The sequence below is a fragment of the Dolomitihabitans soli genome (assembly GCF_022213955.1).
Taxonomy (GTDB): domain Bacteria; phylum Actinomycetota; class Actinomycetes; order Streptosporangiales; family Streptosporangiaceae; genus Streptosporangium_A; species Streptosporangium_A soli.
Map to the genome: position 1 here is coordinate 122,194 of NZ_JAKNTW010000013.1, position 25,962 is coordinate 148,155.

The window sequence follows — 25,962 nt, forward strand, 5'->3', positions numbered from 1 at the left end:
ACAAGACCAAGGGCGGCGGCTCGTCAGCCGACGACGTTCTTCAGCGCGTCACCGAGGGCGCTGGCCTCATCGGGCGAGAGCTCCACGACCAGCCGGCCGCCACCCTCCAGGGGGACCCGCATGACAATGCCCCGTCCTTCCTTGGTGACCTCCAGCGGACCGTCGCCGGTCCGCGGCTTCATCGCCGCCATGCGTTGCATCCCTTCCTGCCTTGAGCTCCGCGTTTGCGAAATCCGGCCCTCCGAAACGGGTGGCCGACGCATTCACGTCTTCTGTGATGTCCTATTATCCCGCCTCTCGGTGGCTACCGGGTAACGATCTCCTCCCAGAATGCGTTGTCGGGCCCCCTCCGGACGGCCAAACTGGACCTCGTGAACGCCCGCGCCGCGTTATTCGATCTGTACGGGGACCATCTGCGTTCCCGAGGTGGCCGCGCGTCCGTGGCCGCCCTGGTACGCCTGCTCGCGCCGCTTGAGATCGCAGCTCCGGCCGTACGGACGGCGATCTCTCGGATGGTCAGGCAGGGCTGGCTCGCGCCCCTGAGGCTGCCCCAGGGGCCCGGCTACGCGGTGACCCCCAAATGTGTGCGCCGCTTGGACGAGACCGCGCTGAGAATTTACCGGGCAGGCGCGATCACCTGGTCGCAGCGATGGCACGTGGTGGTGGTCGAGCAGGTCAGGGAGCGTCCCAAACGTGAGCGACTGCGCGCCGACCTCGCGTTTCTGGGCTACGCGCCGCTGTCGGAGACCACCTGGATCGGCCCCCGGCCCTCGCCCGAACTGAGCACCCTGCTCGCCGCCGAACAGGTCCACGCCGACCGGTTCGACTCGGCGCTCGACGGCGACCCACGCGAACTGGTCGCCCGCGCCTGGGACCTGACGAGCATCGGCGCCGCCTACGAGAACTGGCTCTCCCAGGCCGTCGAGCTGGTCGGCGGGCTCGCCGGGGACGCCCCCGACCACCAGGTGTTCGCGGCCAGGAGCAAACTTGTCCATGGGTGGCGGAACTTCCTGTTCCGCGACCCGGGGCTGCCCGCCGAGCTGCTGCCCGCCGGGTGGCCGGGCGAGAAGGCGCGGGTCTACTTCGAGCAGGAGGCGGACCGGTTGCTGCCCGCCTCGGCCGGCTTCGTCGACCGCAGCCTCGCCGACCAGCTCGTCGACCACCACCAGGGAAGCCCGTGACCACCCGCGACGGCCGCGCCGACCCCACGGGCCGCAGCCGCCCCGACGACCTCGACGACCTCGACGATCAGCAGGAGGGCCAGTGACCGTTCGCTACGACCTCGACGACCACGTCGCCACCGTCACCCTCGACCGCCCGGAGGCGATGAACTCCCTGACCGCTCCGATGAAGACGGAGTTGCTGGCGGCCCTGCGGCGCGCCGGGGACGACGAGCAGGTGCGCGCCGTACTGCTCACCGGCTCCGGACGCGGCTTCTGCGCGGGCCAGGACCTGCACGAGCACGCCGACAACCTGGCCGCGGGCAACGGGCTGGCCGACACCGTCCGCGACCATTACAACCCCATCGTGCGCACGATCGCCGAGATGCCCAAGCCGGTCGTCGCCGCCGTCAACGGGGTCGCCGCCGGCGCGGGCGCGTCCCTCGCCTTCGCCTGCGACCTGCGGGTCGCCGCGGAGAACGCCAAGTTCGCGATGGCCTTCGCCGGCATCGGCCTGGCCCCCGACTCGGGCGCCTCGTGGACCCTGCAGCGGCTCGCCGGCCCCGCGGTGGCAGCCGAACTGCTGATGCTGGGCGACGTCGTGCCCGCCGTACGGGCGCTGGAACTCGGCCTGGTCTCCCGCGTGGTCCCCGCCGACCAGCTCACCAAGACCGCCCACGAGCTGGCCGTACGGCTGGCGCAGGGCCCCACCCGGGCCTACGCGGCGATCAAGCGGGCGCTGGCCTTCGGCTCTTCGCACAGCCTCGCCCAGAGCCTCGACCTGGAGGCCGACCTTCAGGACGAGTGCGCCGCCACCGACGATCACCTCGCCGCCACCCGGTCGTTCCTCAACAAGGAACAGCCGGTCTTCAAGGGCCGCTGACCCGGCGCGCTCAGCGCACCCAGCAGTCCTGGAGATGGTCGTTGACCAGGCCGATCGCCTGCATCAGGGAGTAGGCGGTGGTGGGGCCGACGAATTTGAAGCCGCGCGACTTCAGCTCCTTGGCGAGGGCCTTGGAGCCGGCGGTGTACGGGGGCACGTCGGCGACGGTCTTCGGCACGGGCGAACCAGGGTCGGCATGGCGCCAGACGAGCGCCGAGAGCCCTTCGGGGATCTGCAGGGCGGCCCTGGCGTTGGAGACCGCCGTCAGGATCTTGGCCCGGTTGCGGACGATTCCGGCGTCGCCGAGCAGACGTTCGACGTCGGCCTCGGTGAACGCGGCCACGGCCGGGATGGAGAAACCGGCGAACGCCTCGCGGAAGTTCTCCCTCTTGCGCAGGATCAGCAGCCACGACAGGCCCGACTGGAACGCCTCCAGGGTCATCCGCTCGAAGACCTGGTCATCGCCCCTGACCTCGCGCCCCCACTCCTCGTCGTGGTAGGCGATGTAGTCGGGCGCGGAGTTGCCCCACGGGCACCGGAACCGGCCGTCCGGTCCGATCATCGTTTCTCCTCGGCCCCGGTGCGGTCCTCCGGCGCGGCCGGGCCCTCGGCAGCCCCGAGCACTCCGCCCTGGGCCCGCCCGGTCGCCCCGCCCGTCTCCTTCGCGTCGAACAGACCGCCCTGGGCCAGCCCGTCCGGCTGTCCCGCGTCGTCGTCATCAGCCTCGAACAGGCCACGCCGCGACCCGCCACCGGCCTGATCCACATCAGCATCCTCAGCCTCGAACGGACCACGCGAAGACCCGCCACCGGCCTGATCCACATCAGCGCCCTCAGCCTCGAACGGACCACGCGAGGACCCGCCACCGGCTTCGAACAGCCCCCTGCGGGGCTGCCCATCCGGTTGTTCCCCGCCGGTCTCCTCCGCCTCGAACGGGCCGCGCTGGGAACGCCCGCCCGCCTGGTCCACGTCGCTCTCCTCAGCCTCGAACGGGCCACGGGGAGGGCGTCCGCCCGCTTGGCCGCCGGCCTCGAACAGGCCGTCGCCAGGGGTCACTTCGTCCTGTTCCTGCTCCGCGGGCTCGGCGCCCCGGGCACCGCCGTCCACCGGCTCGGACGTATCCCGGTGGCGGCCGCCCAGGTCGGCGGGCTGCTCGCGAGGGAGGCCGGCCGCGGCGATGCCGGACTCCGGGAGGGAGGGGAACTGGTCGGGGCCGCCGGGCCGGTGCTCGGAGCTCGACCGCCGGACGGGGAGCGGGGGTCCGGCCTGGGCTTCCTGACGGGCGTACAGCCTGCCGGCCAGCAGCTCGGTCACCCGCTGCTCCAGCACCGCGATCTTGGTGTCCCGCGCGCTGATCGCCCCCGCCACCCGGTGCAACGTCTCGTCGACGCTCTGCGTGTGATAGCCCACCAGGCTCACCGGGAGCTGCAGCGACACGAAGTCGACGGCGCTGAGCTGCCCGGCGTCGGGCAGGTTCAAGGGCGGCACGTCGGGTGGGAACTCTTTCAGCTCACCACCGCGTCCCATGGAAACCACCACCACGCCGGCCAGGATGGCGAGCGCGGCCAGGGCGAGTACGACCAGCACATACGAATCGTGCCACATCTGACAGGCCCAGAACCGCCGGGCGTACGATCGACGTCATGCAGCCCTTGGTTATCGGCCTCTCCGATCCCGGTGATCCGGACTGGGTGGAGGCGGGCTCGGTCGCCGAGATCGAGAGGCACGTCCTGGCCGGCCGTACGATCGTGGTCGTTCCCGCGCGGCTCGGCGGGAGCGACGAGGCGGCCGAGATGGCCGCCGCCTGCGTGTGCGCCTGGCTCGGCGCGCGGGTCTTCCGCACCTCCAGGCCCGAGCAGGTGGGGCAGGCGCTCGCGATGACGGAGAGCCTCGCGGGCCGCCGCCCCCCTGCCCTCACCCGCCGGGGTCTCGCCTGACGGGTCTCGCCTGACGTCCGGGCACACGTGCCGACGTACGGCGGGCTAATCCTCGACCGCTTCGGCGAGCTCCTCCGGGCTGGGGGTGAGCCGGCCGGTCGGGCTCTCCAGGGCGTCGAACGCCTCCGCGATCGTCGTGGTCCACGCGATGGCGTCGAAGACGTGGGCACGGGTGAAACCCTGGTCGTACATGCCCGTGACGAGGTCGCGCAGCGGGTCGTAGAGGCCCCACGGATCGAGCAGCACCAGGGGCCGCTCGTGCAGGCCGAGTATCCGGGTGGTCCAGATCTCGAACAGCTCCTCCAGCGTGCCGATCCCCCCGGGCAGCACGAGGAAGGCGTCGGAGCGGGCGTCCATGATGCCCTTCCGCTCCCGCATGTCGGCCGTGACGATCAACTCGTCGGAGTCGTCGTCGGCGACCTCGATGTCCACCAGCGCCTGCGGGATGACACCGACCGTCCGCCCGCCGGCCGCGCGGCAGGCACGGGTGACCGCCCCCATGCAGGAAACCGTCGCTCCCCCGCTGACCAGCGTGTGGCCGCGCCTGGCGAGCTCACCCCCCACCTCGGCGGCCAGGTCCACATATTTCCGGTCGATCTTCTGACTTGACGCGCAGTACACACAGACGAACACGGCAGCACCCTATTGGGCGTCACCGACCGTGCGGGCCACGGCTTCCTGTTCCTCCCGCAGCCGGCCGGACCGCAGGGTGTCGGCCTCGGTGATGGCCCGCACGGCCGTGTCCACGTCGTCGGTCACCTGGATGAGGTCCAGGTCCTTCGCCGAGATCTTGCCGCTGGCCACCAGCGTGCCCTTGATCCAGTCGAGCAGCCCGCCCCAGAACTCCGTGCCCATCAGGACCACGGGGAAGGAGGTCACCTTCTTCGTCTGCACCAGGGTCAGCGCCTCGAACAGCTCGTCCAGGGTGCCGAACCCGCCGGGGAGCGCCACGAATCCGCAGGCGTACTTGACGAACATGGTCTTGCGGACGAAGAAGTAGCGGAACTCGATGCCGAGATCGACGTAGTCGTTCAGCCGCTGTTCGAAGGGCAGCTCGATGCCCAGCCCCACCGACACGCCGCCACCCTCCTGCGCGCCCCGGTTGCCCGCCTCCATGCAGCCGGGACCGCCGCCGGTGATGACCGCGTATCCGGCCTCGGCCAGCGCCCGCCCCAGCTCGACGCCCATGTGGTACTCGGGAGAGTCGGCCGACGTACGCGCGGAGCCGAACACGGTCACCGCCGGCGGCAGCTCGGCGAGCTGGCCGAAGCCCTCGACGAACTCCGCCTGGATGCGCATGACCCGCCACGGGTCCATGTGCAGCCACTCGGCCGGACCCTGCCGATCGAGCAGCCGCTGGTCGTGGGTGGAGTCGGGGACGAAGGCGCCGCGGACGAGGGAGGGACCCTGCCGGCGCTCTGGTCGCGTCTGCTTCATATGAGCACGCTAGCGGGAGGCCCGATCGCGGTTCCGGAAGAATCTTGAAAATCTCGCTGAACTCACGGAACCGAATTTCAACGAGGGTGCGTCTAAGAAGCGAGGGTGCTGCTCGGGACTGAAAGTGGCTTTCCCCGCCAAATGGCCGGCGAGGAAAGCCACTTTCATTTGTACGGGTGCCCGCGAGGTCAGGAGAGCCAGGTCAGCATGGCCCGCTCGGAGGCCGCAATCTTCTCCAACGAGACGAACTCCCCACGCTGATGGGCCAGGTTCGGGTCACCGGGACCGAAGTTGACCGCCGGAATTCCGAGCCGGGAGAAGAGCGAGACATCGGTCCAGCCGAGCTTCGCGCGGGGTGTTCCGCCCACCGCGCCGGTAAAGGCCGCCGCCACCGGATGGGTCAGGCCGGGCCGGGCGCCGGGGGCCCCGTCGGTGAGCCGTACCTCGAAGCCTGCGAACACCTCGCGCACGTGCTGTTCCGCCTGCTGAAGGTCGAGGTCGGGGGCGAAACGGTAGTTGACCGTCACCACGCACTCGTCGGGGATCACATTTCCGGCGACCCCGCCGCGCACACCCACCGCGTTGAGCCCTTCGTGGTACTCCAGCCCGTCGACCACCGGCTGCCGCGCCTGGTAGGCGGTGAGCGTGGCCAGGATCGGCTGGATGCCGTGGACGGCGTTGACACCGAGCCAGGATCTGGCGCTGTGCGCCCTGGTGCCCCTGGCGACGATCTCCGCGCGCAGCGTGCCCTGACAGCCGCCCTCGATCAGCCCGTCGGTCGGCTCCATCAGCACGGCGAAGTCGCCGGCCAGCCAGTCGGGGTGGTTCAGGCTCAGGCGGCGCAGGCCGTTGCGCTCGGCCTCGATCTCCTCGCAGTCGTAGAAGATGTAGGTGACGTCGCGGTTGGGCTCGGTCAGACCGGCCGCGAGCCGTAGCATCACCGCCACCGAGCTCTTCATGTCGGAGGTGCCGCAGCCGTACAGCAGGTCGCCCTCGACCCGGCTCGGCAGGTTGCCCGCGACGGGGACGGTGTCGATGTGGCCCGCGATCACGACCCGCTCGGACCGGCCCAGGTCGGTCCTGGCCACCACCGCGTCGCCGTCGCGGAACACCTTCAGGTGCCCGTGCGGCAGCAACGCCTCCTCGACGGCGTCGGCGAGCGCGCGCTCGTCTCCGCTCACCGACTCGATGTCCACGATCCGCGCCGTCAGCGCGCCGACGTCCTGAGAAAGATCCAGCTGCATGACCTGGGAGTCTATCGCTGCGGCCGGTTCGGGCACGGCTCGCCCACACGAACCGCCCCGGAGGTCGAGCTTCGATCAGGCGTTCACGCCGTGCTGGCGCAGCACGTCGTTGAGCACCGCCTTGTCGTGGCGCTGTCCCTCTTCCAGGCGCTTGAGCACGAGGACGCAGGGCAGGCCGAAGGTGCCGCCGGGGAACTCCTTGGCCCGGGTGCCGCCCACGGCCACGCACCAGTCGGGGATGCGGCCGCGGCTGATCTCCTCGCCGGTCTGCACGTCGATCACCGGCATGGAGGCCGACAGGATGGTGCCCGCGCCCACGACGGCGCCCTTGCCCACCCGGGCGCCTTCGACGATCATCGAGCGGCTGCCGATCAGCGCGTCGTCCTCGACGACCACCGGCACCGCGTTCGGCGGTTCGAGCACGCCGCCGATGCCCACGCCACCGGACAGGTGCACGTTCCTGCCGATCTGGGCGCACGAGCCGACCGTGGCCCAGGTGTCGACCATGGTGCCCGAGTCGACGTAGGCGCCGATGTTCGTGTACGACGGCATCAGGACCACGCCTGAGGCCAGGTGCGCCCCCCACCGCGCGATGGCGCCGGGCACCACCCGGACGCCCGCCAGCGTGGTCTTCAGCGGGATGCGGTCGTTGTGCTGGAAGTCGCCGACCTGCGACCTCGCCATGCCGAGCACGCGGAAGCTGAGCAGGATCGCGCGCTTGGCGCGCTCGTCCACGATGACCTCGTCGGTCGCCTCGTCGACGAAGGCGACCCTGGCCTTGCCGGTGTCGAGCAGGTCGACGGCGCCGACGACGAGGCCACGGGCCTCCGCGTCATCGGGACCGAGCTCCGCGCGGCGCTCCCACAGCTCGTCGATCGCGGACGGCAGCGGGCTGGAAAAGCTCTGGCTCATGAGATGCGAGCTTAGTGGCTGGGGTCAGCTGGGAGTTCACGTGGGCTCCGGCGCGGCTCCGGCGCGGCTCCGGGCCGGGTAGGTTCTTCTGCGTGCGGCGGGGAATCTCCATAGGGGTCATCACAATCGCGGTCATCGTCATCGTCTTGGCGGTGGCCATCACCGCGGCTGTCTACTGGGTGCTCAACCGTACGGAACCGTTCGTGCTGGTGGAGCGTTGTCATGTGACCACCCCGGGAGGCCGGCTCGACCTGGAGATCGAGCAGGCGGAGATCGCCTCGACGATCGCGGCCGTGGCCGAGCGCCGCAAGCTCTCCCAGCGTGCGGTCGTCATCGCCTACGCGACGGCGCTCCAGGAGTCGAAGCTGGTGAACATCCCGTTCGGCGACCGCGACTCGGTCGGCATCTTCCAGCAGCGCCCCTCACAGGGCTGGGGCACGGCCGAACAACTCCTCGACCCGGTCTACGCGACGAACAAGTTCTTCGCCGCCCTGGTCAAGGTCAAGGGCTACCGCAAGCTGCCGTTGCACGAGGCCGCCCAGGAGGTGCAGCGCTCCGCCGACGGCACCGCCTACGCCCAGCACGAGGAAGACGCCAAGATCCTCGCCGCCGCCTTCACCGGGCGGGTTCCCAAGGCCGTCAACTGCTGGTTCCCGCCCCCGTCGGCGACCCCCAAGCCCGCGAAGCCGGGCGCCGCCCGCAAGGAGCTGGTGCGCGCCCTCGGCGCGACGGCCACCACCGGCACCGTGATCAGCGCCCCGTCCACCCGCCGGGGGTGGCTGATCGCCGCCTGGTCCGTCTCCCACGCCCAGGAGTACGGCTTGCGCCGGATCCGCTTCAACGGTCTCACCTGGACCGCGAACGGCGGCCAGGACGGCTGGCGTGACGACAAGGAGGCCGCGCAGCGGCAGGTGGAACTCACCTGACGGCCGCGCCACACCCGGGCCCGCGGTCCGATGCGGTCACGACTCAAGCGCACCGGCATCCGAGACCGGCCACGGCTCACCCGAGCCATGAACCCCGAGACGGCCACCGCTCAGGCGGGCTGGCGTTCGATCTCGATCGAGCCGGGGGGCAGCGGGCTGGCGTAGGCCGCCGACCAGGACTGCCCCTGGACCCGCTCGAAGGAGAGCAGTCGCCCGTCGTCGGCCCGGTACTCGGCGAAGTCGACGAGTCCCCGGTCGGGGTAGCCGGTGGAGCCCTCCGAACGGAACGCCGCCGTGCCGCGCTCGATCGGGAAGAACTCGACGCCCTCCATGATCAGCATGGACTTGGCCGGGACCATGCCCTGGGTCGGCACCGAGGTCCACAGCTGGACCTCCAGGTGCGACGGGGTACCGGCCGCCTGACCGTGCCGCTCCACGACGGAGAGCCACTGGTAGCGGCGGGTGCCGTCGTCGAGGAGGTACTTGGTCCACTGCTTGCCCTGACAGGACAGGTGCAACGCGCCGAGCACCCTGGCGCGCGTCCCCTGGCAGTCGACCCGGTCGCCGACCTTGATGGTCCGCGGATCGGCGTAGTCGCCGCTGACACGGCCGGCGACGGGCGCCGAAACGGGTATCACCGGGACGTCGGTGGGCGGGGGCGGCTCGGGTGGCGGCGTGGCGGGGCGTGCTTTCCTGTCCTGCCTGGTCGTCGCGATGTACGCGCCCAGCAGGAGGATAAGCATGGCTACGCTCAGTCCGAGTACGACCATAGAGGTCATGCCGCGGGATCTTACTGGAGGCGGCTCACTGCCGCACTGATACGTTCGTCACTGGCTGTCACAGCGATTCTGACATGTCGGGCTCCGGCGCTTCCGTAGAACTCGCCCGGCGCCACCAGAATCCCCTTCGCGGCCAGGTCACGCACCTGATCCCAGCATCCGTCGCCGTTCGACGCCCACAGATAGAGCCCGGCGGTCGAGTGCTCGATCCGCCATCCGGCCGCTTCCAGCGCGGGACGCAGTATCGCCCGCCGTCCGGCGTAGCGCTCACGCTGCTCCTCGGCGTGCGCGTCGTCGTCGAGCGCCGCCGCCATCGCCGCCTGCACCGGGGCCGGCATGATCATGCCGGCGTGCTTGCGGACCTCCAGCAACCGCTTGACGATCGTGGAGTCGCCCGTGACGAAGGCCGCGCGGTAGCCGGCGAGGTTGGACCGCTTCGACAGCGAGTGCACCGCGAGCAGCCCTTCGTGCGAGCCGCCGCACACGTCGGGATGCAGGATCGAGATCGGCTGCTCCTCCCACCCCAGCCCGATGTAGCACTCGTCGGAGGCGATCAGGGCCCCCCGCTCGCGCGCCCAGGAGACGACCTTGCGCAGATGCTCGGCGGGCAGCACCTTGCCCGTCGGGTTGGACGGGGAGTTGACCCAGACCAGCGGCACCCGCTCGGGCCCGATCGAGAGCAGCCCGTCGGTCGCGTACGGCACGGCGCCGGCGAGGCGGGCGCCGACGTCGTAGGTCGGGTAGGCCAGCTCGGGGAAGACCACACGCGCACCCGGCCGGACGCCGAGCAGGGTCGGCAGCCAGGCGACCAGTTCCTTCGAGCCCATCGTCGGCAGCACGTCAGCCGGGTCGACGACGACCTCGTGCTGCCGTCGCAGCCAGCCGGCGGCGGCCGCGCGGAGCCGCGGGGTGCCGTGGGTCAGCGGGTAGCCGGGGCTGTCGGAGGCCCCGGCGAGCGCCTGCCGTACGACCTCGGGGACGGGATCGACGGGCGTGCCGACCGACAGGTCGGCGATGCCGTCGGGGTGTGCCGCCGCCTGCTTCTTGTAGGGCGCCAGGCGGTCCCACGGAAAATCGGGCAGCGCGTTCACAACTCTTCCCCCGGGTTGACGTCCCCCTGCCCGCACGCGGGCAGGGGGAAATACGGCTCTACTCGGCTTCGGCCTGCGGCGGCAGGGCCGCCACGACCGGGTGATCCTTTGCGATCTTGCCGACCTTCGACGCGCCACCGGGCGAGCCGAGGTCGTCGAAGAACTCCACGTTGGCCTTGTAGAAGTCCTTCCACTGCTCAGGTGTGTCGTCTTCGTAGAAGATCGCCTCTACGGGGCAGACGGGCTCGCAAGCTCCGCAGTCCACGCATTCGTCGGGGTGGATATAGAGCATGCGCTCGCCCTCGTAGATGCAATCGACGGGGCACTCCTCGATGCACGCCTTGTCCAGGACATCCACGCAAGGCTGCGCGATGACGTATGTCACCTCGGGCTCCTTCTTCTTCCGCACCTAGGCGCGAACTTCGACCGCGGGTTGCTAAGCCCTAGTATTGCCGTGCCGGACGATTCCCCGAAACGGAGGGGGGCAAAGTCAGTGACCTCACGTTTCGGCGCGCGGCTCGCAGTCGCCATCAGTCCAGCTGACGTGGGCAGACGCGTGACCGTGCGGCGGCGGGTGCCCGAGGGCTTTCGCGACGCGGTCGGCGAGCTGATGTCATGGAGCGACGGCGTGCTCGCCGTACGCAAGCGTAACGGCGACCTCGTCGAGATCGCCGAGGACACGCTCGTGGCGGCCAAAGTGGTGCCGACCTCGCAAGACACCGGCCGCGCCTCCTCGACCTGAGGCAGTATAGCGGTAAGTATTCATCTTGTGACTGTACGTAGTAGCACCGCCGCATCCCTGCTCCTCGCCACCGCGATCGCCGGATGCGGCGCCCCGGCGGGCGACGACAAGAAGTATCCGCCGGTGAACGTCCAGGCGGAGTCTCTCCGGGAGGGTTTCTCCACCCCGGACCGCCTCGCCGAGGCCGCCAGGAAAGAAGGCACGCTCACCGTGATCGGGCTGCCGCACGACTGGGTCAACTATGGCGAGATCCTCGACGCGTTCGCCGCCAAGTACGACATCAAGGTCGAGCAACTCGAACCCGCCGCCAGCAGCCAGCGCGAGATCCAGGCCGCCACCCACCCGAAGCCCGGCGCCCAGGTGCCCGACGTCTTCGACCTCAGCCTCGACGTGGCCGTGGCCAACGCCGCCCTGTTCGCCCCCTACCGGGTGCAGGCCTGGCAGGACATCCCCGACGACCTCAAGGACCACGAAGGCGCCTGGTACGCGGGCTACGGCGGCTACATGTCGATCGGCTACGACCCGCGCAAGGTCGGCGCCCCCGCCTCCTACTCCGACCTCCTCAAGCCCGGCTACTCCGTGGCGTTGCCCGGCAGCCCGCTGCAGACCTCCGCCGCCTTCAACGGCGTCATGGCCGCCTCCCTGACCGCGGGGCAGGCCCTCGCCGAGCGCGGCGTCCGCCTCTTCGCCCGGCTCAAGCGGGCCGGCAACCTGGTGGCCACCGGGAAGACCCCGACCGCCATCGTCGACTGGGACTTCCTCAACGCCCAGCGCGCCTCGCACGGCGACTGGAAGGTGACCATCCCGCGCGACGCCACCCTGGGGTCGTACTACGTGCAGGCGATCAACAAGAAGGCCCGGCACCCCGCGGCCGCGCGGTTGTGGCAGGAGTTCCTCTACTCCGACGAAGGGCAGAACCTCTTCTTGAAGGGATACGCCCGGCCGGCCCGGCTGGAGGCCCTGCGGATGAGGGGCACGATCGACAAGGAGGCCGCCGGCCGTCTCCCGGCCGCTCCGGGGAAGCCCGTCTTCCTCACGATCCCCCAGGCCGACGCCGCCAAGACGTATCTCCAGCGCCACTGGCCCAAGTCCATCCGATAGGCCGGTTCGCCGCGGCCGGATCCGCTCGAGTCGCTCGAGTCGCTCGAGTCGCTCGAGTCGTTCGATCGGGAGGGCCGCGGAAAGGTCACCGGATCGTCGGGGCGCACACGTGGAGCCTCGCCGAATCCCCCCGCCCTCCCCCGCTCATCGTCTTCGGCCGCCGCCCGCCCCAGGCGCCCTCCGTATCTCGATCGAGCCGCCGGACCCGTTGCTCACGGTCCCGCCCCAGGTCACTCCCCGTCTCCGCCCTTCAGTGTGAGCAGAGAGAAAAGCGTGACCCTTGTGACTGATATGTCCCAAGGGCGCAGAGGCTCTAAAGTGGCTTCCCCGAAGGCCTCAGAGCCGCTGTCCAGAATGTGAGCTGATCGTCTTGCGATACGATACGCCGAGCACGATGCGGTGGAACGCTCGCGGCGTGACCAGCGCTTACGACAGCTCCTTCGGCTACGTCTCCGCCCAGGGCGCGCCCCTGGTGGAGCTGCTGGATCCCCGTCCGGGCGAACGGGTGCTCGACCTGGGATGCGGCACCGGGGTCCTGACCGCGGAGGTCGCCGCCCGCGGAGCCCGGGTGCTGGGCATCGACGGGTCGCCGGGCATGATCGAGAAGGCGCTGGCGCAGTATCCGGGGCTCGATTTCATCATCGGCGACGGCCATGATTTCAGCGTCGCCCAGCCGTACGACGCGGTCCTGTCCAACGCGGCGCTGCACTGGATGAGCCGCGACCCCGACCTGGTCATCGGCAACGTGCGCGACGCGTTGCAGCCCGGCGGGCGGTTCGTGGCCGAGCTGGGCGGTTCGGGGAACTGCGCGGCGCTGATCGCCGCGGTCTCGACGGCCTGGCGTGAGTACGGCCTGCGAGAGCCCGAGCTTCCCTGGTTCTTCCCGTCTCCCGCCGAGTACGCCTCAAGGCTGGAGAAGGGGGGATTCGCGGTGCGACTGCTGGAATACTTCGACAGGCCGACTTCGCTCGACGAGTGCCCCGACGGTGCCGCCGACTGGGTGCGTCTCTTCGGTGCGCCCCTGCTCGAAGGTCTCCCCGGGGATATCGTCGAGCCCTTGCTCCGACGGGTCAACGAGCTGGCCGCACCTGCCTTGCGGAGGGAGACCGGCTGGATGGCCGACTACGTCCGGCTCAGGTTCGCGGCCGTTCGGCGCTGACAGACCCATGCGCGCGGGCGATTTGCCAGACTATGGTCTTGTTCCGATGGTCTCGTCCGTGGCCGCGCGGCGATCTAGACGAGTACGGCGGAGCGCGATCGATGCGGCGCCTGAGGGGGCTGGTGAACGGTGAGACAGCCGGAGAGGGAACGGGATGAACTTCTGTCTGAGTGACCTCGTGCCGCCGCTGCGCTGGAGCGACGCGGCGGCCATGCCGGGCCTCCGCGATCAGCCCGGCCTGCCGGACGCGTGGTGGCGTGGCCTGCCGATGGCAAGGGTGCTCGCCGTCCTGTCGCCGGAGGCGCTGGGCGAGTTGCTGACCGAGATGGCGCTCGCGCAGTGGCCGGCGGCGGCCGTGGGCGACGTCCTGCCCGCCCTGCACGTGCTCGATCCCGACGAGGCCGACGATCCCCACACGGCCATCGCCCTGGACCGCGCGGGCTCCTGGTCCGCCCTGCTCGCCCTGACCTCCCGCGAGCTCCACGACCAGCCTTTCATCCAGGCCCGTCCCGTCCTCACCACCCTCTTCACCGCCGTCATCGCCCGTCTCGCCACTCCGGACACGGGCCGGGAGCGGGACGCCGAGCCCACCCGGGGCGCCGCCCACCCGGCCTCCGCCCGCGACGGCCGTCCCCACGGTCAACCCGTAGACGTGCTGGACCTCCCTCGCCCATCCGAGGCGGAGCGGCCGACGGGATCCGCACCCACCGGAGCGTCAGCGCCCGACGAGGGCGGGCCCGCACGGCCGCCGAGCGTCACCGGCGGCCGCAGGAGGGCACGCCTGGAGAGCGCCGAGAAGGGTACGGCTCAGGCCGACGCGGCCCCCGGCGACACACCGGCCGAGAACGACACGCACGCCGTACGCCCATCGGCCGCGAAGGCGGGCCTGGGCGACGACGAGCCCGCGCAGCCGGCCCCCAAAGCCGACGCCGCAGACGGCGAGCCCGGACGAACCGCCCCGAAGACCAGCCCCAGAACCGGCAAACCCGTACAGGCGGCCCCGAAGCCCGGCTCCAAGCCCGGCGAGGCATCACAGAGCACCCAAACCAGCACCGAGCCCCGCGAGACCGCACAGAGCGCCCTGAGGGCCGAAGCCACGCCCGACGAGGCCGCGCAAGCCGGCCCCAAGCCTGGCGAAAGCTCACAGAACGGCCCAAAGCCTCGCGAAAGCGCACTGACCAGCCCCGAATCTCGCGAAAACGCGCTGACCGCGCTGCGGGCGGAAGCCGGATCCGGCGAGGCCGCGCAGAGCGCCCAGACCGGCTCCGCGTCCCGCGAAAGCGCGCTGACCGCCCTGCGGGCCGAGCCCGCTGCCGGCGAGACCGCGCAAGCCGCCTCGGCAACCGCGGCTGTGGACGGCGAGCCCGCCCAGGCGGCCCTGAAGGCCGAATCCAAGGGTGACGAGCCCGCGGGTGCCGTTCAAAAGGCCGAGCCCGCACCCGGCGACGCCGTACAAGCCGCCCCAACGGCCGAGCCTGCGGACGGCGAGGCCGCGCAGACCGCCCTGAAGACCAACGAGCCCACCCGAACCGCCCCGGAGCGCGAAGCCCTTGAGGGTGACTCCGGACGAGATGCCCTTGAGGGTGACTCCGAGCGGCCCGCGGCTGCCGAGGGCGCTGCCGGCGACGCGGGACCGGCGCGAGCCGACGCGGCGAAGTCCGGTGCACCGGACGCGACGCCCGCCGAGGCCGTACGGCCTGACGCCGTGGAGCCGAAGGCTCAGGACGTGGCCTCCCAGCCGGCCGCGGCAGGCGCGAAGCCCGAAGACGACGGGCCACGGCGGGTGAACGGAATGCCGGTACGGCCGGGCAGGCCCCGGCAGCCGGGCGGCGGCCCGGTGCCGCCGTTCGGGCCGGGCGGCCCGGAGGACCTCGGCGCCGCGAACGCGGAGTCGGCGAACCAGGCGACCAGCGGCTTCGAAAGCCAGGGTGCGGGCCAGCAGTTCGCGAGTCCGGGGATGCCGGATTTCGGAGCGATACCCGGGCTCGCCGGGCTGGATCTGCCGGCCCTGCCGGTGCTGCCCCTGGGTCCCGCTCCGGCGGCGGGGTCGGGGCGGCGGTCGCTGTTCGAGCCGGTGGCGGCGCAGGACGAGGTCGATCTGCACGCGTTGATCGAGACCTCGTTCGCCGGGCTCGACGACACCACGTGGGCGGTGGCGCAGAACCGTTTGTTCACCGACTCCCCGGGGGCGGTGGACGAGCTGGCGAAGCTGTTCGCCGTGTCGGCCGCCGAGATCGAGGAGGTCGAGGCCGATCTCCGGGTACGCCTGAAGAAGTGGCTGGTGAGCGATGACGCCCGGCCGTACCGGTCGCATCTGGGGCATCTGCAGAAGACGCTCGGGAAGGCCGCGCCGAAGAGCCGGCTGATCGGGGCCGCGGAGTGGCACGCGCGGGAGATACGGGCGCTGGAGGTGCCCGCGTGGCAGTTCGTGATCGCTTCGCTGCCGGGCTACCGGCTGGTGGACGACTGGGTGGTCGATGGAGACCTCGCCGAGTTGCAGGACAAGACCAGGCACCTGATCATCGGCGCGGAGCGGCCGCCCACCGTGGGCCGGGCGCTTGAGCTGGTCTCCAGCCTCGGCATCCATCCCGAGGTCGCCAAGGAGTGGCTGGAGAACGTCCCCCAGCTCAGAATCCTCAGCCAGCGTGAGGGCAAGGGCGGCAGCGGCGGCAGCGCCCGCCGGTCCGACCCGGAGGACGGCTCCGAGCCGGCCTCTGACCCAGGCCCCGCACCGGAGGCCCGCTTCGGCGACCCCGGCGGTTCGGCGACCGGCGAGGCGGGCGCGGAGGGCAGGTCCAGCACCACCACCGACCCCAACGGGAGTCGTCCGTCCGGCATGCCCGCCGATCCCCGGGGAGCTTGGGGAGGCGACGCGGCGGCCAACGGCGGCCCCGGCCCGGCCGAGAACGCGCCCGTGCAGACCGTGAACGCGCCCGTGCAGACCATGAACGGCCTGACGCAGTCCGTGGACCTGGCCGGGCAGCCGGGGGCCGAGGCCGGCGCCGCCGGTGAGGAGCCGGCGAAGCAGTTCCGGCCGTTGAAGGACGTGTCGCACACGCGGCGGTGCTTCCGGCAGCCGGACGGGCGATGGTGGCTGCGGGTGGACATCACGGAAGATCACCTTCAGGGTGCGGAGTGTGCCCTGCCCAGCGGTTTCGCGGCGTACCTCGGCCTGGCGCCGGGGCAGAGCCGTACGGTTCGGAGTGCGGCGGGGGAGCTCACGATGACATGGCAGAGCAGGCCGGTGGTGGAGTCGTTGAGGCAGTTGCTCGACGACGTCAACGCCCAGGAGGGCGGGCACCTGTTCCTCACCCTGTCGGAGGAGGGCGTGCTGCGGGCGCGGCACCTGCCGGCGGCGGGGCCGGGGGTGGATCCGATCGTGCGGGCGCTCAGGCTCGTGGGATACACCGCGCCGGGCGGGACCGCGGAACAGGCGGCCCGCGTCATCGCGACCAGGATCGGGATGCCCGGTCCCGTGAGCCAACCTGACCTGCTGGTACGGCTGCGCGAACGTGGCGACCGTGATCTGCTGTCCCTACTGGCCTAGCCGGAGACGACGTCCATTGCCACGGCTCGCGATCTCTCCTGAGTTCCCCCGGGGACTGAGCGCACTGGCCGAGCCCGTGCGCCGGGACGTCGTGGTCGCGGTGCGCCGGTTCCTGCACCAGGTGGCCGCCGCGCCGCATCCCGAGCGGGTGCGCAACGCGCGTGATCCCCGGGTGGCGACGCTGCGGCTGGCCGACCGGCACCGCGGCGTGGTGCTGCGGCAACGGGACGTCTACTGGCTGCTCACGGTGTTGCCCGACGGCGACGCGTGGGGATACGCGCGGCGGTTCGAGTTCGGGGTGAACTCCGAGATCGGCGTCATCGAGATGTGGGACGCCGGGTCGCTGGACCAGGTGGCCCCCGCGCTGCGGCGTTCGGCGGAGTCGACGGAGAGCCGGCTGTTCGAGCAGGTCTGCGACAACGACCTGGCGTCGGTGGGGATCGCCGCCCGGGTCCTGCCGTACGTCAGGCTGATCACGAACGAGGCGGCGTTGCAGGCGCTGGAGCCGCTGCTGCCCGCGACGCAGTACGCTCCGCTGGCGGAGCTGGCCGGGCACGGCTCGCTGGCCTCGGCGTGGCGGGTGCTCGACGCGTGCCGTACGGCCGTGCGGGGGCCCGAGCCCGTCGATCCGGAGGATGTCGCGGCGGCGCTGCTGAGGAGCCCGGACCGGGCCGTGTTCGTGGCCGACAAGGACGAGCTGGACCGGGTGCTCGACGCGCCGCACTGGTGCGTCTTCCTGCACCCGCCGCAGCACCGCCTGGCCCGTACCCCGCACCACGACCGGCCGGTGCTGGTCACCGGCGGGGCGGGGACGGGCAAGACCCTGCTGGCGCTGCACCGGGCGGCCCACCTGGCGGCGAACGGACGCGGCGGCGTGCTGCTGGTCACCTTCTCCCAGGTGCTGAGCAGTCAGCTCGCCGCCAGGCTCGACGTGCTCATCCCGGACGCCGAGCTGCGCAAGCGGGTCGAGGTGGGCAACGTGGACCGGCTGGCGCACCGCATCGTGACCGAGGCGGAGGGCCGCCAGCCGACGCTGGTCGGCGCCGCGGAACTGGCCGAGCTCTGGCGGGACGCGGTGGAGGTGGACCGGCACGGCCCGGCGTTCCTGCTGCGCGAGTGGGAGCAGGTCGTGCTGGCGCAGAACCTCACGACCCTGGACGAGTACCTCACCGCCGAACGGCCGGGCCGGAGCGTGGACCTCGACGACGAGGAGCGCACCGTGGTCTGGCGGACGATCGGCCGGGTGGTGGAGCGGCTGCGCGAGAGCGGGCGCAGGACGCTGCTGCAACTCGCCGCCGAGGCCTCGACCCTGCTCGGCCGGACGACGGGCGATCTGCTGGACGATGTGGGCCCGGCCTGCGAGCCGTACCGGCACATCGTGGTCGACGAGGCGCAGGATCTGCATCCGGCGCAGTGGCGGCTGCTGCGGGCGGCGGTGCCGCACGCGCGCGATGACCTGTTCATCGTCGGCGACCCGCACCAGCGGATCTTCGACACCCGGGTGGCGCTCGGCTCGGTGGGGATCGACGCCACGCACCGGCGGCTGGACACCTCCTACCGGCTGCCGAGTGAGATCCTGACCTGGGCGGTACGGCTGCGCGGCGGCGGACCGGCGGACGGGCTGGTCGAGGGCGTGCAGGAGCTGGTCGGGTTCCGGTCGGCGGAACACGGGGCGCGACCGATCGTGCGCGCCTACGAGTCGCCGGAGGCGGAGCTGGCCGGGCTGGTCGCCCGGATCGGTGAATGGCTGGCCGACGGGGTGCCCCCGGCGCGGATCGGGGTCGCGGCACGCACCGCTGACCTGGTCCGCGAGGCTCGGGCGGCGTTGCGCGAGGAAGGGTACGGCGTGCGGGTGGCGACGCTGCATGGGATGAAAGGGCTGGAGTTCCAGCGGGTCGCCGTGATAGGCGTGACCGATGGGATCGTCCCCTCACCCGAGGCTCTCACCCCGGCCGACGAAGATCCGGCGGCCAGGGCGCACGACCTCCAGAGGGAGCGCGGTCTCCTCTACGTGGCCTGCACCCGGCCCGGCGAGATGTTGTATGTGTCCCATTCGGGCAGAGCGAGCCCTTTTCTGCCGCCCTAATCCCATAATCTCTGAACTGCGGATATCTACCATTTGCCGGTTGGACCTCAATGAACCTCAGTCTGAGCGACATCGTGCCACCCCTGCGCTGGACCTCCCCAGGGCAGATCGCGCCGATCGCGGATGACCCTCGCCTTCCGGGCGTGTGGTGGCAGGCGATTCCCCTGGAACGCGCCTGCGCCACCCTCGGGACGCCACAGGTCGCCGCGCGGCTCGCCGACCTTGCCGCGACCTGCTGGGGGCACCTGATGGTGGGCGACATCATGCCGCTCATCAGGTTCGCCGATCCGGTGGAAGCGGCGCGGACACCCGAGATCGTCGGCAGGGACATCGTCCACAAGCTGTTCACCGCGGCGCTCGAACGGCTGCTCGACCCCGCGGGCGCACCCGTGGCCCCGCCCGTGCCGGTCCGTCCCGACCGGCCGCTGCCCGAGATCGTCAACGAGGTGTTCGCCGGGCTGGACGACCGCCAGCGGGCCATCGCCAGAGATCGGCTCTACGCGGCACAGCGGGCCACCCTCGACGAGCTGGCCCAGCGGTTCTCCGTGACCCGGGAACGCATCCGGCAGATCGAGCGTGACCTGCGCGACCACATCGAGGCGTGGCTCGCGGGACCGGAGACCGCCCCGCTCGTCGCGCACGTGTCATGGCTGCGCGGACGGCTGGGCTCCGCCGTGCCCGCCGACGACCTGGCGACCGCGGTGCCCTGGCACCGCACCGACCTGCCGGCGCTGGAGATCCCGGTGTGGCGTTTCGTGCGCACCCTGCTCACCGGCTACGACCTGGTCGACGGATGGCTGGTCGCGGGCGGCGCCGACGAGCTGCGGGAGAAGACCAGGCAGTTGTTCGGCGACGGCCCGCACCCGCTGCCCGAGGCGGTCTCGCTGGTCAGCCAGCTCGGCGTGCGCGAGGACGTGGCGGAGCGGTGGATCATGGCGGTCCCGCACCTGCGGGTGCTCGACGGGCACGTGGTGGCCTGGCCGCGCAGCGTCAACGAGAAGGCGGAGGCGGTGCTGGCCATCGCGGCCAAGGCGCTCACGCCCGAGGAGATCCAGGAACGGATCGGCGAAGATTACAGCCTGGTCGGGATCCGCAACCAGCTCACCGCCGACGACCGCTTCCTCCGCGTGGACAGGAACAAGTACGGCCTGACCCGCTGGGGCGGCGAGCAGTACCTCGGGATCAGGGAGATGATCGCCAGGGAGATCGAGCGGGCGGGCGGCGAGGTGTCGGTCAACACCGTCGTCACCAGCCTGACCGGCCGCTACGACGTGAGTGAGAGCTCGGTGCGCGCCTACGCCGGCGGCCCCGGGTTCGAACGGACCCAGCGGGGCTGGATCAGGGTGGCGGGACAGGAGGCGGCCGAGCCGTACTCCCCGCGCAGGGACGTCTCGGAGACGCGGCGCTGCTTCCGCAGCCGCGACGGGCGCTGGTGGCACCGGGTCGACGTGAACGCCGAGCACCTGCGCGGCTCCGGCTCGCCGCTGCCCACCGGCTTCGCCGCCCACCTGGGGATGGCCCCGGGCAGCGCGCTCACCGCCTCCGCGCCGTCCGGCGACGTGGTGATCAGCTGGCACAACCAGCCCACGATGGGTTCGATCAGACCGGTGCTGGTGGAGTTCGGCGCGCAGGAGGGCGACCACATCTTCATGACCGTCTCCGACAGCGGGGAACTGCTCACCAGGTTCCTCCAATCGGCCGCGCCGAGCCTGCCGCCGCTGAACCGGGCGCTGCACCTGATCGGTTACACCGCGCCCGTCGCCTCCGACGCCGAGGGGGTGCGCCTGATCGGCGCCCGGATCGGCCTGCCCGAGGGCCTGGCCCGCGACGACGTGCTCGGCCGCCTGCGCGAACGGGGCGACCGCGACATCCTTGCCTTCCTCGACCCGGGGATCCCGTAGGCCTCCACAGCCCTCACGACACGCCGGGCCGGTCCCGTCATCGCCATCCCCGCCCTGCCCATTGAGGGACGGCCGGCCATCCTGGCGTCCCGCCGTACGTCACCTGGCAGGGCCGCCGCGCGGTGGTGGTCCCGGCGTCGCCAGGTCTTCGTGGGGCAGGGGCGGCATGGCGGCAGGGGCGGGGAACGCCTAGGCTCGGGTGCATGCTGCGGTTGTATGACACGCGAAGCAGGCAGGTCGAGGCGATCGTCCCGGAAGGGAGCCGCGGGCTGCGGATGTACACCTGCGGCCCGACCGTCTACCGCTACTCGCACGTCGGCAACCTGCGTTCCTACCTGCTGTCCGACCTGATCCGCCGGGTCAGCGAGCGGAACGGGCTACGGGTCGCCGTGTGCCAGAACATCACCGACGTCGGGCACCTCGTGGACGACGCGGAGATCGACTCCTCCGGCGAGGACAAGATCCTGGCGCAGGCCCGCAAGGAGGAGCGCTCGGCGCTGGAGATCGCCCGCTTCTACGAGGACGCGTTCCGGGCCGACACCGGCGCGCTGAACATGCGCCCGCCCGAGTACACCCCGCGCGCCGCCGAGACGATCGACCTGATGATCGAGCTGATCGCCAAGCTGATCGAGAAGGGGCACGCGTACGCCGTGCCCGACGGCTCCGTCTTCTTCGACGCCACCTCCTTCCCCACGTACGGCGAAATCTCCGGCAATCGGCTCGACCAGCTCAAACCCGGCCACCGGATAGAAGGCGTAGACGCGCGCAAGCGCTTCCACGCCGACTGGGCCCTGTGGAAGCACGCGGACCGCGAGATGACCTGGGACACCCCCTGGGGCCGTGGTTTCCCCGGCTGGCACCTCGAATGCTCCGCCATGTCCCTGCGCTTCCTCGGCGAGCACATCGACGTGCACACCGGCGGCATCGACCTGCGCTTCCCGCACCACGAGGACGAGCGCGCCCAGTCCAACTCCGCCGCCGGCCACGACGTGGTCCGCCACTGGGTGCACGGCGAGCACCTGCTCTTCGACGGGCGCAAGATGGCCAAGTCGACCGGCAACGTGGTGCTGCTCTCCGACGTCACCGACGCCGGCCTCGACCCGCTGGCGGTACGGTTGGCGCTGCTCGAACACCGCTACCGCCAGCAGATGAACCTCACCTGGGAGACCCTGCGCGCGGCCGACCGCACACTCCGGCGCTGGCGCACACGGGTGGCGGAGTGGGCCGAGGCCCCGAGCCGCCCGATGAGCGCCGACCACGTGGCCAGGGCTCAGGCCGCCCTCGACGACGATCTCGACACCCCGCTCGCGCTGCGGATCATCCGCGAGCTCGAACGCGACGAGTCGCAGCCGCCGGGAGCCCGGCTGGAGGCGTTCCTGCACCTGGACCAGATGCTGGCGCTCGACCTGTCGAGGGAGATCGGGCGAGCGCCAGCCGCCGCTTCCCTGCCCGGCGGTGCGGCGGAGCTGCTCCAGGAGCGGGCGCGGGCCCGCGAGGCGAGCGACTGGGCCACCGCCGACCGGCTGCGCGACGAGCTGGCGGCGCTCGGCGTGAAGGTGGCCGACACGCCGGAGGGTCAGGTCGCCACCCGCGAGGGCTGACCGGCCACGCGCGCGCGGACCCGCCGGTTGTCAGCGCACCTTCCGGTTCTCATCTTCTGGTTCTCAGCGCACCTTGAGGAAGAAGTCGCGGACGTCGTCGACCAGCACGTCCGGCGCCTCCATCGCCAGGAAGTGCCCGCCCTTGCTCAGCTCGGTCCATCGCACGACATGGTGGTCGCGCTCGGCCCAGCGGCGGATGGTCACGTCATTGGTGGAGACCAGCACGCCGGTCGGCACCGTCCCGCGCTGGGGTCCGGCCCACTCCTCCGCTCCTTCGCTCCCCGCTCCCTCGCCCTCGCCGTGGCCCCAGTCGGCAGCGGCTTCGGTGCTGTCACCGGAGTCGGCGCTCCAGTCGCCGGCGGCCTCGGCGCTCCAGGCGTTCGCGGAGATCTCCTCGTAGTAGATCTGCGCCGCCGATCCGGCCGTACCGGTCAGCCAGTACAAGGAGACGTCGGTCAGGATGCGGTCGCGATCGACGCTGTCCTCGGGCAGCCCGTCCTCGGGGTCGGTGAGTTCCTTGAACTTCTCCACGATCCAGGCGAGCTGGCCGACGGGTGAATCGTGCAGGCCGTAGGTCACCGTCTGCGGCCGCTTGGAGTTGCACTGCAGATAGCCGTCGTTGAAGTTCTGCATCGCCTGCCAGCGCCGCTGCTCGACCTCGGACAGGCCGTCCATCTCGCCTTCCGCCCCGATGGGGAAGGTGATCAGGGCGTTGACGTGGATGCCGGCGACTCGGTCCGGGTCCTGCTTGCCCATCTCGGGGGCGACCCACGAGCCCGTGTCATAGCCGTGCACGCCGTACCGCTCGTACCCGAGCCGGGACATCAGCTGCACGAGGACCCCGGCCATCCGGGCCGCGCTCATGCCCGGCCCGGCCAGCGGCGTGGAGAACCCGAACCCCGGCAACGACGGGATCACCAGGTGGAAGGCGGCGGCCGGGTCGCCGCCGTGTGCGCGGGGATCGGACAGCGGGCCGATGACGTCGAGGAAGTCGGTGACCCCGCCCGGCCAGCCGTGCAGCAGCAGCAAGGGCGTGGCGTCGGGCTCGGGTGAGAGCACGTGCAGGAAATGGATGTTCTGCTCATCGATGGTGGTGAGGTACTGCGGGTGCTCGTTGAGCGCCGCCTCGTGCGCCCGCCAGTCGTAGCCGGTGCGCCAGTACTCGGCGAGATCCTTCAAGTAGCCCAGCGGCACCCCCCGGCTCCAGCCCACCCCCGGCAACTCCTCGGGCCAGCGGGTGTTGGCCAGTCGTGCGCCCAGGTCGTCGAGCTGGGCCTGCGGGATATCGATACGGAAAGGGCGGACGCCCTGCTGTGTGTTCGTCACGCCCACGACGCTAGGACGCTCTCAGGTCAGGTCCTGTCCTAAGAATCTGACAGTCTTGGCGACATGTTGGAGACCTCCGCACGGCTGCTGTCGCTCTTGCAGACCCACCGGAACTGGTCCGGCGCCGAACTCACCGACGCGCTCCGCGCCCAGGCCGCCCGCTGCCTACGCGCCGTACAAGCGACCTAAGCCCCGAGGGTCGCCGGTCAGGCGGACGCGGGGTGAGAGGTAGGCGTACGCGGCGCCACCAGGGCCCTGCGTCGCTGGTAGCCGCCCTCATCCAGGTCGGCCACGCGAAGAGGTTTCACGACCCGTGGCGGCCGCGGGTGTGCGGAGTCAGGTCACCACGACGGTTGACACTGACGCAGGGTCAACCTCACAGCATGGCGGCATGACTACGAGAACCAGTGCGATCGAGGTCGCCGGACTGCGCAAGTCGTACGGCGACCATGAGGTGATCGCCGGAGTCGACCTGACCGTCCCCGAAGGCACCGTCTACGCCCTGCTCGGGCCCAACGGGGCCGGCAAGACCACTGCAGTCCGGATCCTGTCCACGTTGCTCCCCGCGGACGCCGGTGAGGCTCGGGTCGCCGGGTACGACGTACGCCGCGAGGCCGACCAGGTGCGCGCGTCGATCGGAGTGACCGGACAGTTCTCCGCCGTGGACGAGTTGCTGACCGGGCGGGAGAATCTGCGGCTGATGGCCGACCTCGGCCACCTCCACCGGCGCCGCGCGACGACCGTGGTCGAGCGACTGCTGGAGCGGTTCGACCTGGTCGACGCCGCCGACCGGCGCGCGGCGACGTACTCCGGCGGCATGAAGCGGCGGCTGGACCTGGCGATGACCCTGGTGGCCGGGCCGCGGCTGATCTTCCTCGACGAGCCGACCACCGGCCTCGACCCGCGCAGCCGCCGTGAGCTGTGGGGGATCGTGCGGGAGCTGGTGGCCGACGGGGTCACCGTCTTCCTCACCACCCAGTACCTTGAGGAGGCCGACCAGCTCGCCGACCGGATCGGCGTGCTCGACGGGGGCCGGCTGGTCGCCGAGGGCACCGCGGCCGAGCTGAAGCGGCTGGTCCCCGGCGGTCACATCGAGCTCCAGGTCGCCGACAGCGAACGGGTGGCCGAGCTTGCGCGCCAGTTGCCCGAAGCGATCCCGAACGCCGAGGCACTCACCGTGACCCTGCCGCACGACGGCAGCCTCACCGCGCTGCGACGGCTGCTGGACGGGATCGACGACGACGGCGCGGTCACCGGGCTCGCCGTGCACACCCCGGACCTGGATGACGTGTTCCTGGCCCTCACCGGCCACCCCACCACCGACGAGGTGCCGTCATGAGCACCACGACGTACGCCGTCCGCGACTCGGCGACCATGCTGCGTCGCAACCTGAAGCACATGGCCCGGTACCCGTCGCAGACGCTGATGCTGATCGGCCTGCCGCTGCTGTTCCTGCTGCTGTTCGTCTACGTGTTCGGCGGCACCATGGGCGCCGGTCTGCCGGGAGCCCCGGCGGAAGACCGCGGCGGCTACCTGACGTTCATCACTCCCGGGATCTTGATGATGACGGTGGCGAGCGTGTCCATCGGCACCGCGGTCTCGGTCGCCACCGACATGACCAACGGGATCATCGACCGGTTCCGGACCATGGCCATCGCCAAGGTCTCGGTGCTCACCGGCCACGTACTCGGCGCGATGATCCAGACCGCGCTCGCGCTCGCGGTGGTCTTCGGGGTGGCGTTCCTGCTCGGTCTGGAGACCGCAGCCTCGGCGACGCAGTGGTTGAGCCTGGTCGGTCTGCTCGCGCTGCTGTCGTTCGCGATGACCTGGTTCACCGTGGGGCTGGGGCTGGCCAGCCCGAACCCGGAGACCGCGAGCAACTGGCCGATGATCTTCGTGCTGCTGCCGTTCGCAGGCAGCGGGTTCGTGCCGGTCGAGTCGATGCCCACCGGGCTCCGGTGGTTCGCCGAGCACCAGCCGTTCACGCCGATCATGGACGCCTTCCGCGGCCTGCTCGCCGGATCGCCGGGGGGTTCGGAGGTGCTCTGGGCCATCGGCTGGTGTGTGGTGATCGGACTGGTCGGCTACCTCTGGTCGCGGCGCCTCTACCGGACCCGCGCCGCGAACTAG

At 71.2% G+C, this 25,962-nt stretch carries 25 protein-coding genes; 14 read left to right on the plus strand and 11 right to left on the minus strand.

Going from position 1 to position 25,962, the window contains the following annotated elements; genetic code table 11:
* Nucleotides 1-23: 23 nt before the first annotated feature.
* A complete protein-coding gene (locus tag MBA17_RS25830) occupies nucleotides 24-191 on the minus strand; it encodes a DUF3117 domain-containing protein (protein WP_238499165.1) in 168 nt (55 codons plus the stop codon).
* Between the two features lie 180 nt (nucleotides 192-371).
* On the opposite strand from MBA17_RS25830, the gene MBA17_RS25835 reads away from it, so the two are divergent.
* Nucleotides 372-1,181 (plus strand): PaaX family transcriptional regulator, encoded by an 810-nt coding sequence (locus tag MBA17_RS25835; RefSeq protein WP_238499166.1) that lies wholly within the window; start codon nucleotides 372-374, stop codon nucleotides 1,179-1,181.
* An 82-nt stretch (nucleotides 1,182-1,263) separates the two neighbouring features.
* The gene (locus MBA17_RS25840) at nucleotides 1,264-2,043 is read left to right on the plus strand and encodes an enoyl-CoA hydratase-related protein (RefSeq protein ID WP_455432849.1); all 780 of its coding nucleotides are present in this window, start codon (nucleotides 1,264-1,266) and stop codon (nucleotides 2,041-2,043) included.
* A 10-nt stretch (nucleotides 2,044-2,053) separates the two neighbouring features.
* Here the strand turns inward: MBA17_RS25840 and MBA17_RS25845 are convergent, their stop codons facing one another.
* Together MBA17_RS25845 and MBA17_RS25850 are read right to left on the minus strand one after the other, a co-directional pair.
* The gene (locus tag MBA17_RS25845) at nucleotides 2,054-2,605 is read right to left on the minus strand and encodes a DNA-3-methyladenine glycosylase I (protein WP_238499167.1); all 552 of its coding nucleotides are present in this window, start codon (nucleotides 2,603-2,605) and stop codon (nucleotides 2,054-2,056) included.
* Nucleotides 2,602-3,630 carry a hypothetical protein gene (locus tag MBA17_RS25850; protein ID WP_238499168.1) on the minus strand — a complete coding sequence of 343 codons (1,029 nt, stop codon included), beginning with the start codon at nucleotides 3,628-3,630 and terminating at the stop codon, nucleotides 2,602-2,604. Before MBA17_RS25850 ends, MBA17_RS25845 begins: the two co-directional genes overlap by 4 nt.
* Before the next feature lie 56 nt (nucleotides 3,631-3,686).
* Here MBA17_RS25850 and MBA17_RS25855 point away from each other — a divergent pair, with 56 nt between their 5' ends.
* A complete protein-coding gene (locus tag MBA17_RS25855) occupies nucleotides 3,687-3,980 on the plus strand; it encodes a hypothetical protein (protein WP_238499169.1) in 294 nt (97 codons plus the stop codon).
* A 45-nt stretch (nucleotides 3,981-4,025) separates the two neighbouring features.
* Here MBA17_RS25855 and MBA17_RS25860 read toward each other — a convergent pair whose 3' ends face one another.
* From MBA17_RS25860 to MBA17_RS25875, 4 genes are all read right to left on the minus strand, one after another.
* Nucleotides 4,026-4,613 carry an LOG family protein gene (locus MBA17_RS25860; RefSeq protein ID WP_238499170.1) on the minus strand — a complete coding sequence of 196 codons (588 nt, stop codon included), beginning with the start codon at nucleotides 4,611-4,613 and terminating at the stop codon, nucleotides 4,026-4,028.
* Between the two features lie 9 nt (nucleotides 4,614-4,622).
* Complete coding sequence (locus tag MBA17_RS25865) at nucleotides 4,623-5,417, minus strand: LOG family protein (protein WP_238499171.1); 795 nt, start codon at nucleotides 5,415-5,417, stop codon at nucleotides 4,623-4,625.
* Nucleotides 5,418-5,605: 188 nt separating this feature from the next.
* Nucleotides 5,606-6,661 carry a succinyl-diaminopimelate desuccinylase gene (gene dapE, locus MBA17_RS25870; RefSeq protein WP_238499172.1) on the minus strand — a complete coding sequence of 352 codons (1,056 nt, stop codon included), beginning with the start codon at nucleotides 6,659-6,661 and terminating at the stop codon, nucleotides 5,606-5,608.
* 75 nt (nucleotides 6,662-6,736) lie between these two features.
* Nucleotides 6,737-7,573 (minus strand): 2,3,4,5-tetrahydropyridine-2,6-dicarboxylate N-succinyltransferase, encoded by an 837-nt coding sequence (locus tag MBA17_RS25875; protein WP_238499173.1) that lies wholly within the window; start codon nucleotides 7,571-7,573, stop codon nucleotides 6,737-6,739.
* Between the two features lie 92 nt (nucleotides 7,574-7,665).
* On the opposite strand from MBA17_RS25875, the gene MBA17_RS25880 reads away from it, so the two are divergent.
* Complete coding sequence (locus MBA17_RS25880; protein ID WP_238499174.1) at nucleotides 7,666-8,499, plus strand: hypothetical protein; 834 nt, start codon at nucleotides 7,666-7,668, stop codon at nucleotides 8,497-8,499.
* 110 nt (nucleotides 8,500-8,609) lie between these two features.
* Here the strand turns inward: MBA17_RS25880 and MBA17_RS25885 are convergent, their stop codons facing one another.
* The 3 genes from MBA17_RS25885 to fdxA are packed head-to-tail and all read right to left on the minus strand — an operon-like array spanning nucleotide 8,610 to nucleotide 10,754.
* Nucleotides 8,610-9,242, minus strand: a complete 633-nt coding sequence (locus tag MBA17_RS25885; RefSeq protein WP_238499175.1) for a DUF4178 domain-containing protein — start codon at nucleotides 9,240-9,242, stop codon at nucleotides 8,610-8,612.
* A gap of 47 nt (nucleotides 9,243-9,289) precedes the next feature.
* Complete coding sequence (gene dapC, locus MBA17_RS25890; protein WP_238499176.1) at nucleotides 9,290-10,369, minus strand: succinyldiaminopimelate transaminase; 1,080 nt, start codon at nucleotides 10,367-10,369, stop codon at nucleotides 9,290-9,292.
* A 58-nt stretch (nucleotides 10,370-10,427) separates the two neighbouring features.
* Complete coding sequence (gene fdxA / locus MBA17_RS25895; RefSeq protein ID WP_238499177.1) at nucleotides 10,428-10,754, minus strand: ferredoxin; 327 nt, start codon at nucleotides 10,752-10,754, stop codon at nucleotides 10,428-10,430.
* A gap of 159 nt (nucleotides 10,755-10,913) precedes the next feature.
* On the opposite strand from fdxA, the gene MBA17_RS50565 reads away from it, so the two are divergent.
* The 7 genes from MBA17_RS50565 (at nucleotide 10,914) to cysS (ending at nucleotide 22,506) form a co-directional block, all read left to right on the plus strand.
* Nucleotides 10,914-11,111 carry a putative acetyltransferase gene (locus MBA17_RS50565; protein ID WP_238499178.1) on the plus strand — a complete coding sequence of 66 codons (198 nt, stop codon included), beginning with the start codon at nucleotides 10,914-10,916 and terminating at the stop codon, nucleotides 11,109-11,111.
* Nucleotides 11,112-11,138: 27 nt separating this feature from the next.
* Nucleotides 11,139-12,212: an ABC transporter substrate-binding protein gene (locus MBA17_RS25905; protein ID WP_238499179.1), complete on the plus strand. Its 1,074-nt coding sequence runs from the start codon at nucleotides 11,139-11,141 to the stop codon at nucleotides 12,210-12,212.
* A 415-nt stretch (nucleotides 12,213-12,627) separates the two neighbouring features.
* The gene (locus MBA17_RS25910; RefSeq protein WP_455432850.1) at nucleotides 12,628-13,371 is read left to right on the plus strand and encodes a class I SAM-dependent methyltransferase; all 744 of its coding nucleotides are present in this window, start codon (nucleotides 12,628-12,630) and stop codon (nucleotides 13,369-13,371) included.
* 154 nt (nucleotides 13,372-13,525) lie between these two features.
* Nucleotides 13,526-16,918, plus strand: a complete 3,393-nt coding sequence (locus tag MBA17_RS25915; protein WP_238499181.1) for a hypothetical protein — start codon at nucleotides 13,526-13,528, stop codon at nucleotides 16,916-16,918.
* Between the two features lie 16 nt (nucleotides 16,919-16,934).
* On the plus strand, nucleotides 16,935-19,004 hold the full coding sequence (locus tag MBA17_RS25920; protein WP_238499182.1) for a UvrD-helicase domain-containing protein: 2,070 nt from the start codon (nucleotides 16,935-16,937) through the stop codon (nucleotides 19,002-19,004).
* Between the two features lie 50 nt (nucleotides 19,005-19,054).
* Nucleotides 19,055-20,905, plus strand: a complete 1,851-nt coding sequence (locus tag MBA17_RS25925) for a sigma factor-like helix-turn-helix DNA-binding protein (RefSeq protein ID WP_238499183.1) — start codon at nucleotides 19,055-19,057, stop codon at nucleotides 20,903-20,905.
* A gap of 203 nt (nucleotides 20,906-21,108) precedes the next feature.
* Entirely contained in the window at nucleotides 21,109-22,506 is a 1,398-nt protein-coding gene (gene cysS / locus MBA17_RS25930; RefSeq protein ID WP_238499184.1) for a cysteine--tRNA ligase, read from the plus strand.
* Nucleotides 22,507-22,569: 63 nt separating this feature from the next.
* Here the strand turns inward: cysS and MBA17_RS25935 are convergent, their stop codons facing one another.
* Nucleotides 22,570-23,832, minus strand: coding sequence for an epoxide hydrolase family protein (locus MBA17_RS25935; RefSeq protein WP_238499185.1), 1,263 nt, complete (start codon nucleotides 23,830-23,832; stop codon nucleotides 22,570-22,572).
* 63 nt (nucleotides 23,833-23,895) lie between these two features.
* On the opposite strand from MBA17_RS25935, the gene MBA17_RS49690 reads away from it, so the two are divergent.
* The 3 genes from MBA17_RS49690 (at nucleotide 23,896) to MBA17_RS25945 (ending at nucleotide 25,962) form a co-directional block, all read left to right on the plus strand.
* Nucleotides 23,896-24,021, plus strand: coding sequence for a hypothetical protein (locus tag MBA17_RS49690; RefSeq protein WP_274385964.1), 126 nt, complete (start codon nucleotides 23,896-23,898; stop codon nucleotides 24,019-24,021).
* A 202-nt stretch (nucleotides 24,022-24,223) separates the two neighbouring features.
* Nucleotides 24,224-25,171 carry an ATP-binding cassette domain-containing protein gene (locus MBA17_RS25940; protein WP_238499186.1) on the plus strand — a complete coding sequence of 316 codons (948 nt, stop codon included), beginning with the start codon at nucleotides 24,224-24,226 and terminating at the stop codon, nucleotides 25,169-25,171.
* Nucleotides 25,168-25,962 carry an ABC transporter permease gene (locus MBA17_RS25945; protein ID WP_238499187.1) on the plus strand — a complete coding sequence of 265 codons (795 nt, stop codon included), beginning with the start codon at nucleotides 25,168-25,170 and terminating at the stop codon, nucleotides 25,960-25,962. Before MBA17_RS25940 ends, MBA17_RS25945 begins: the two co-directional genes overlap by 4 nt.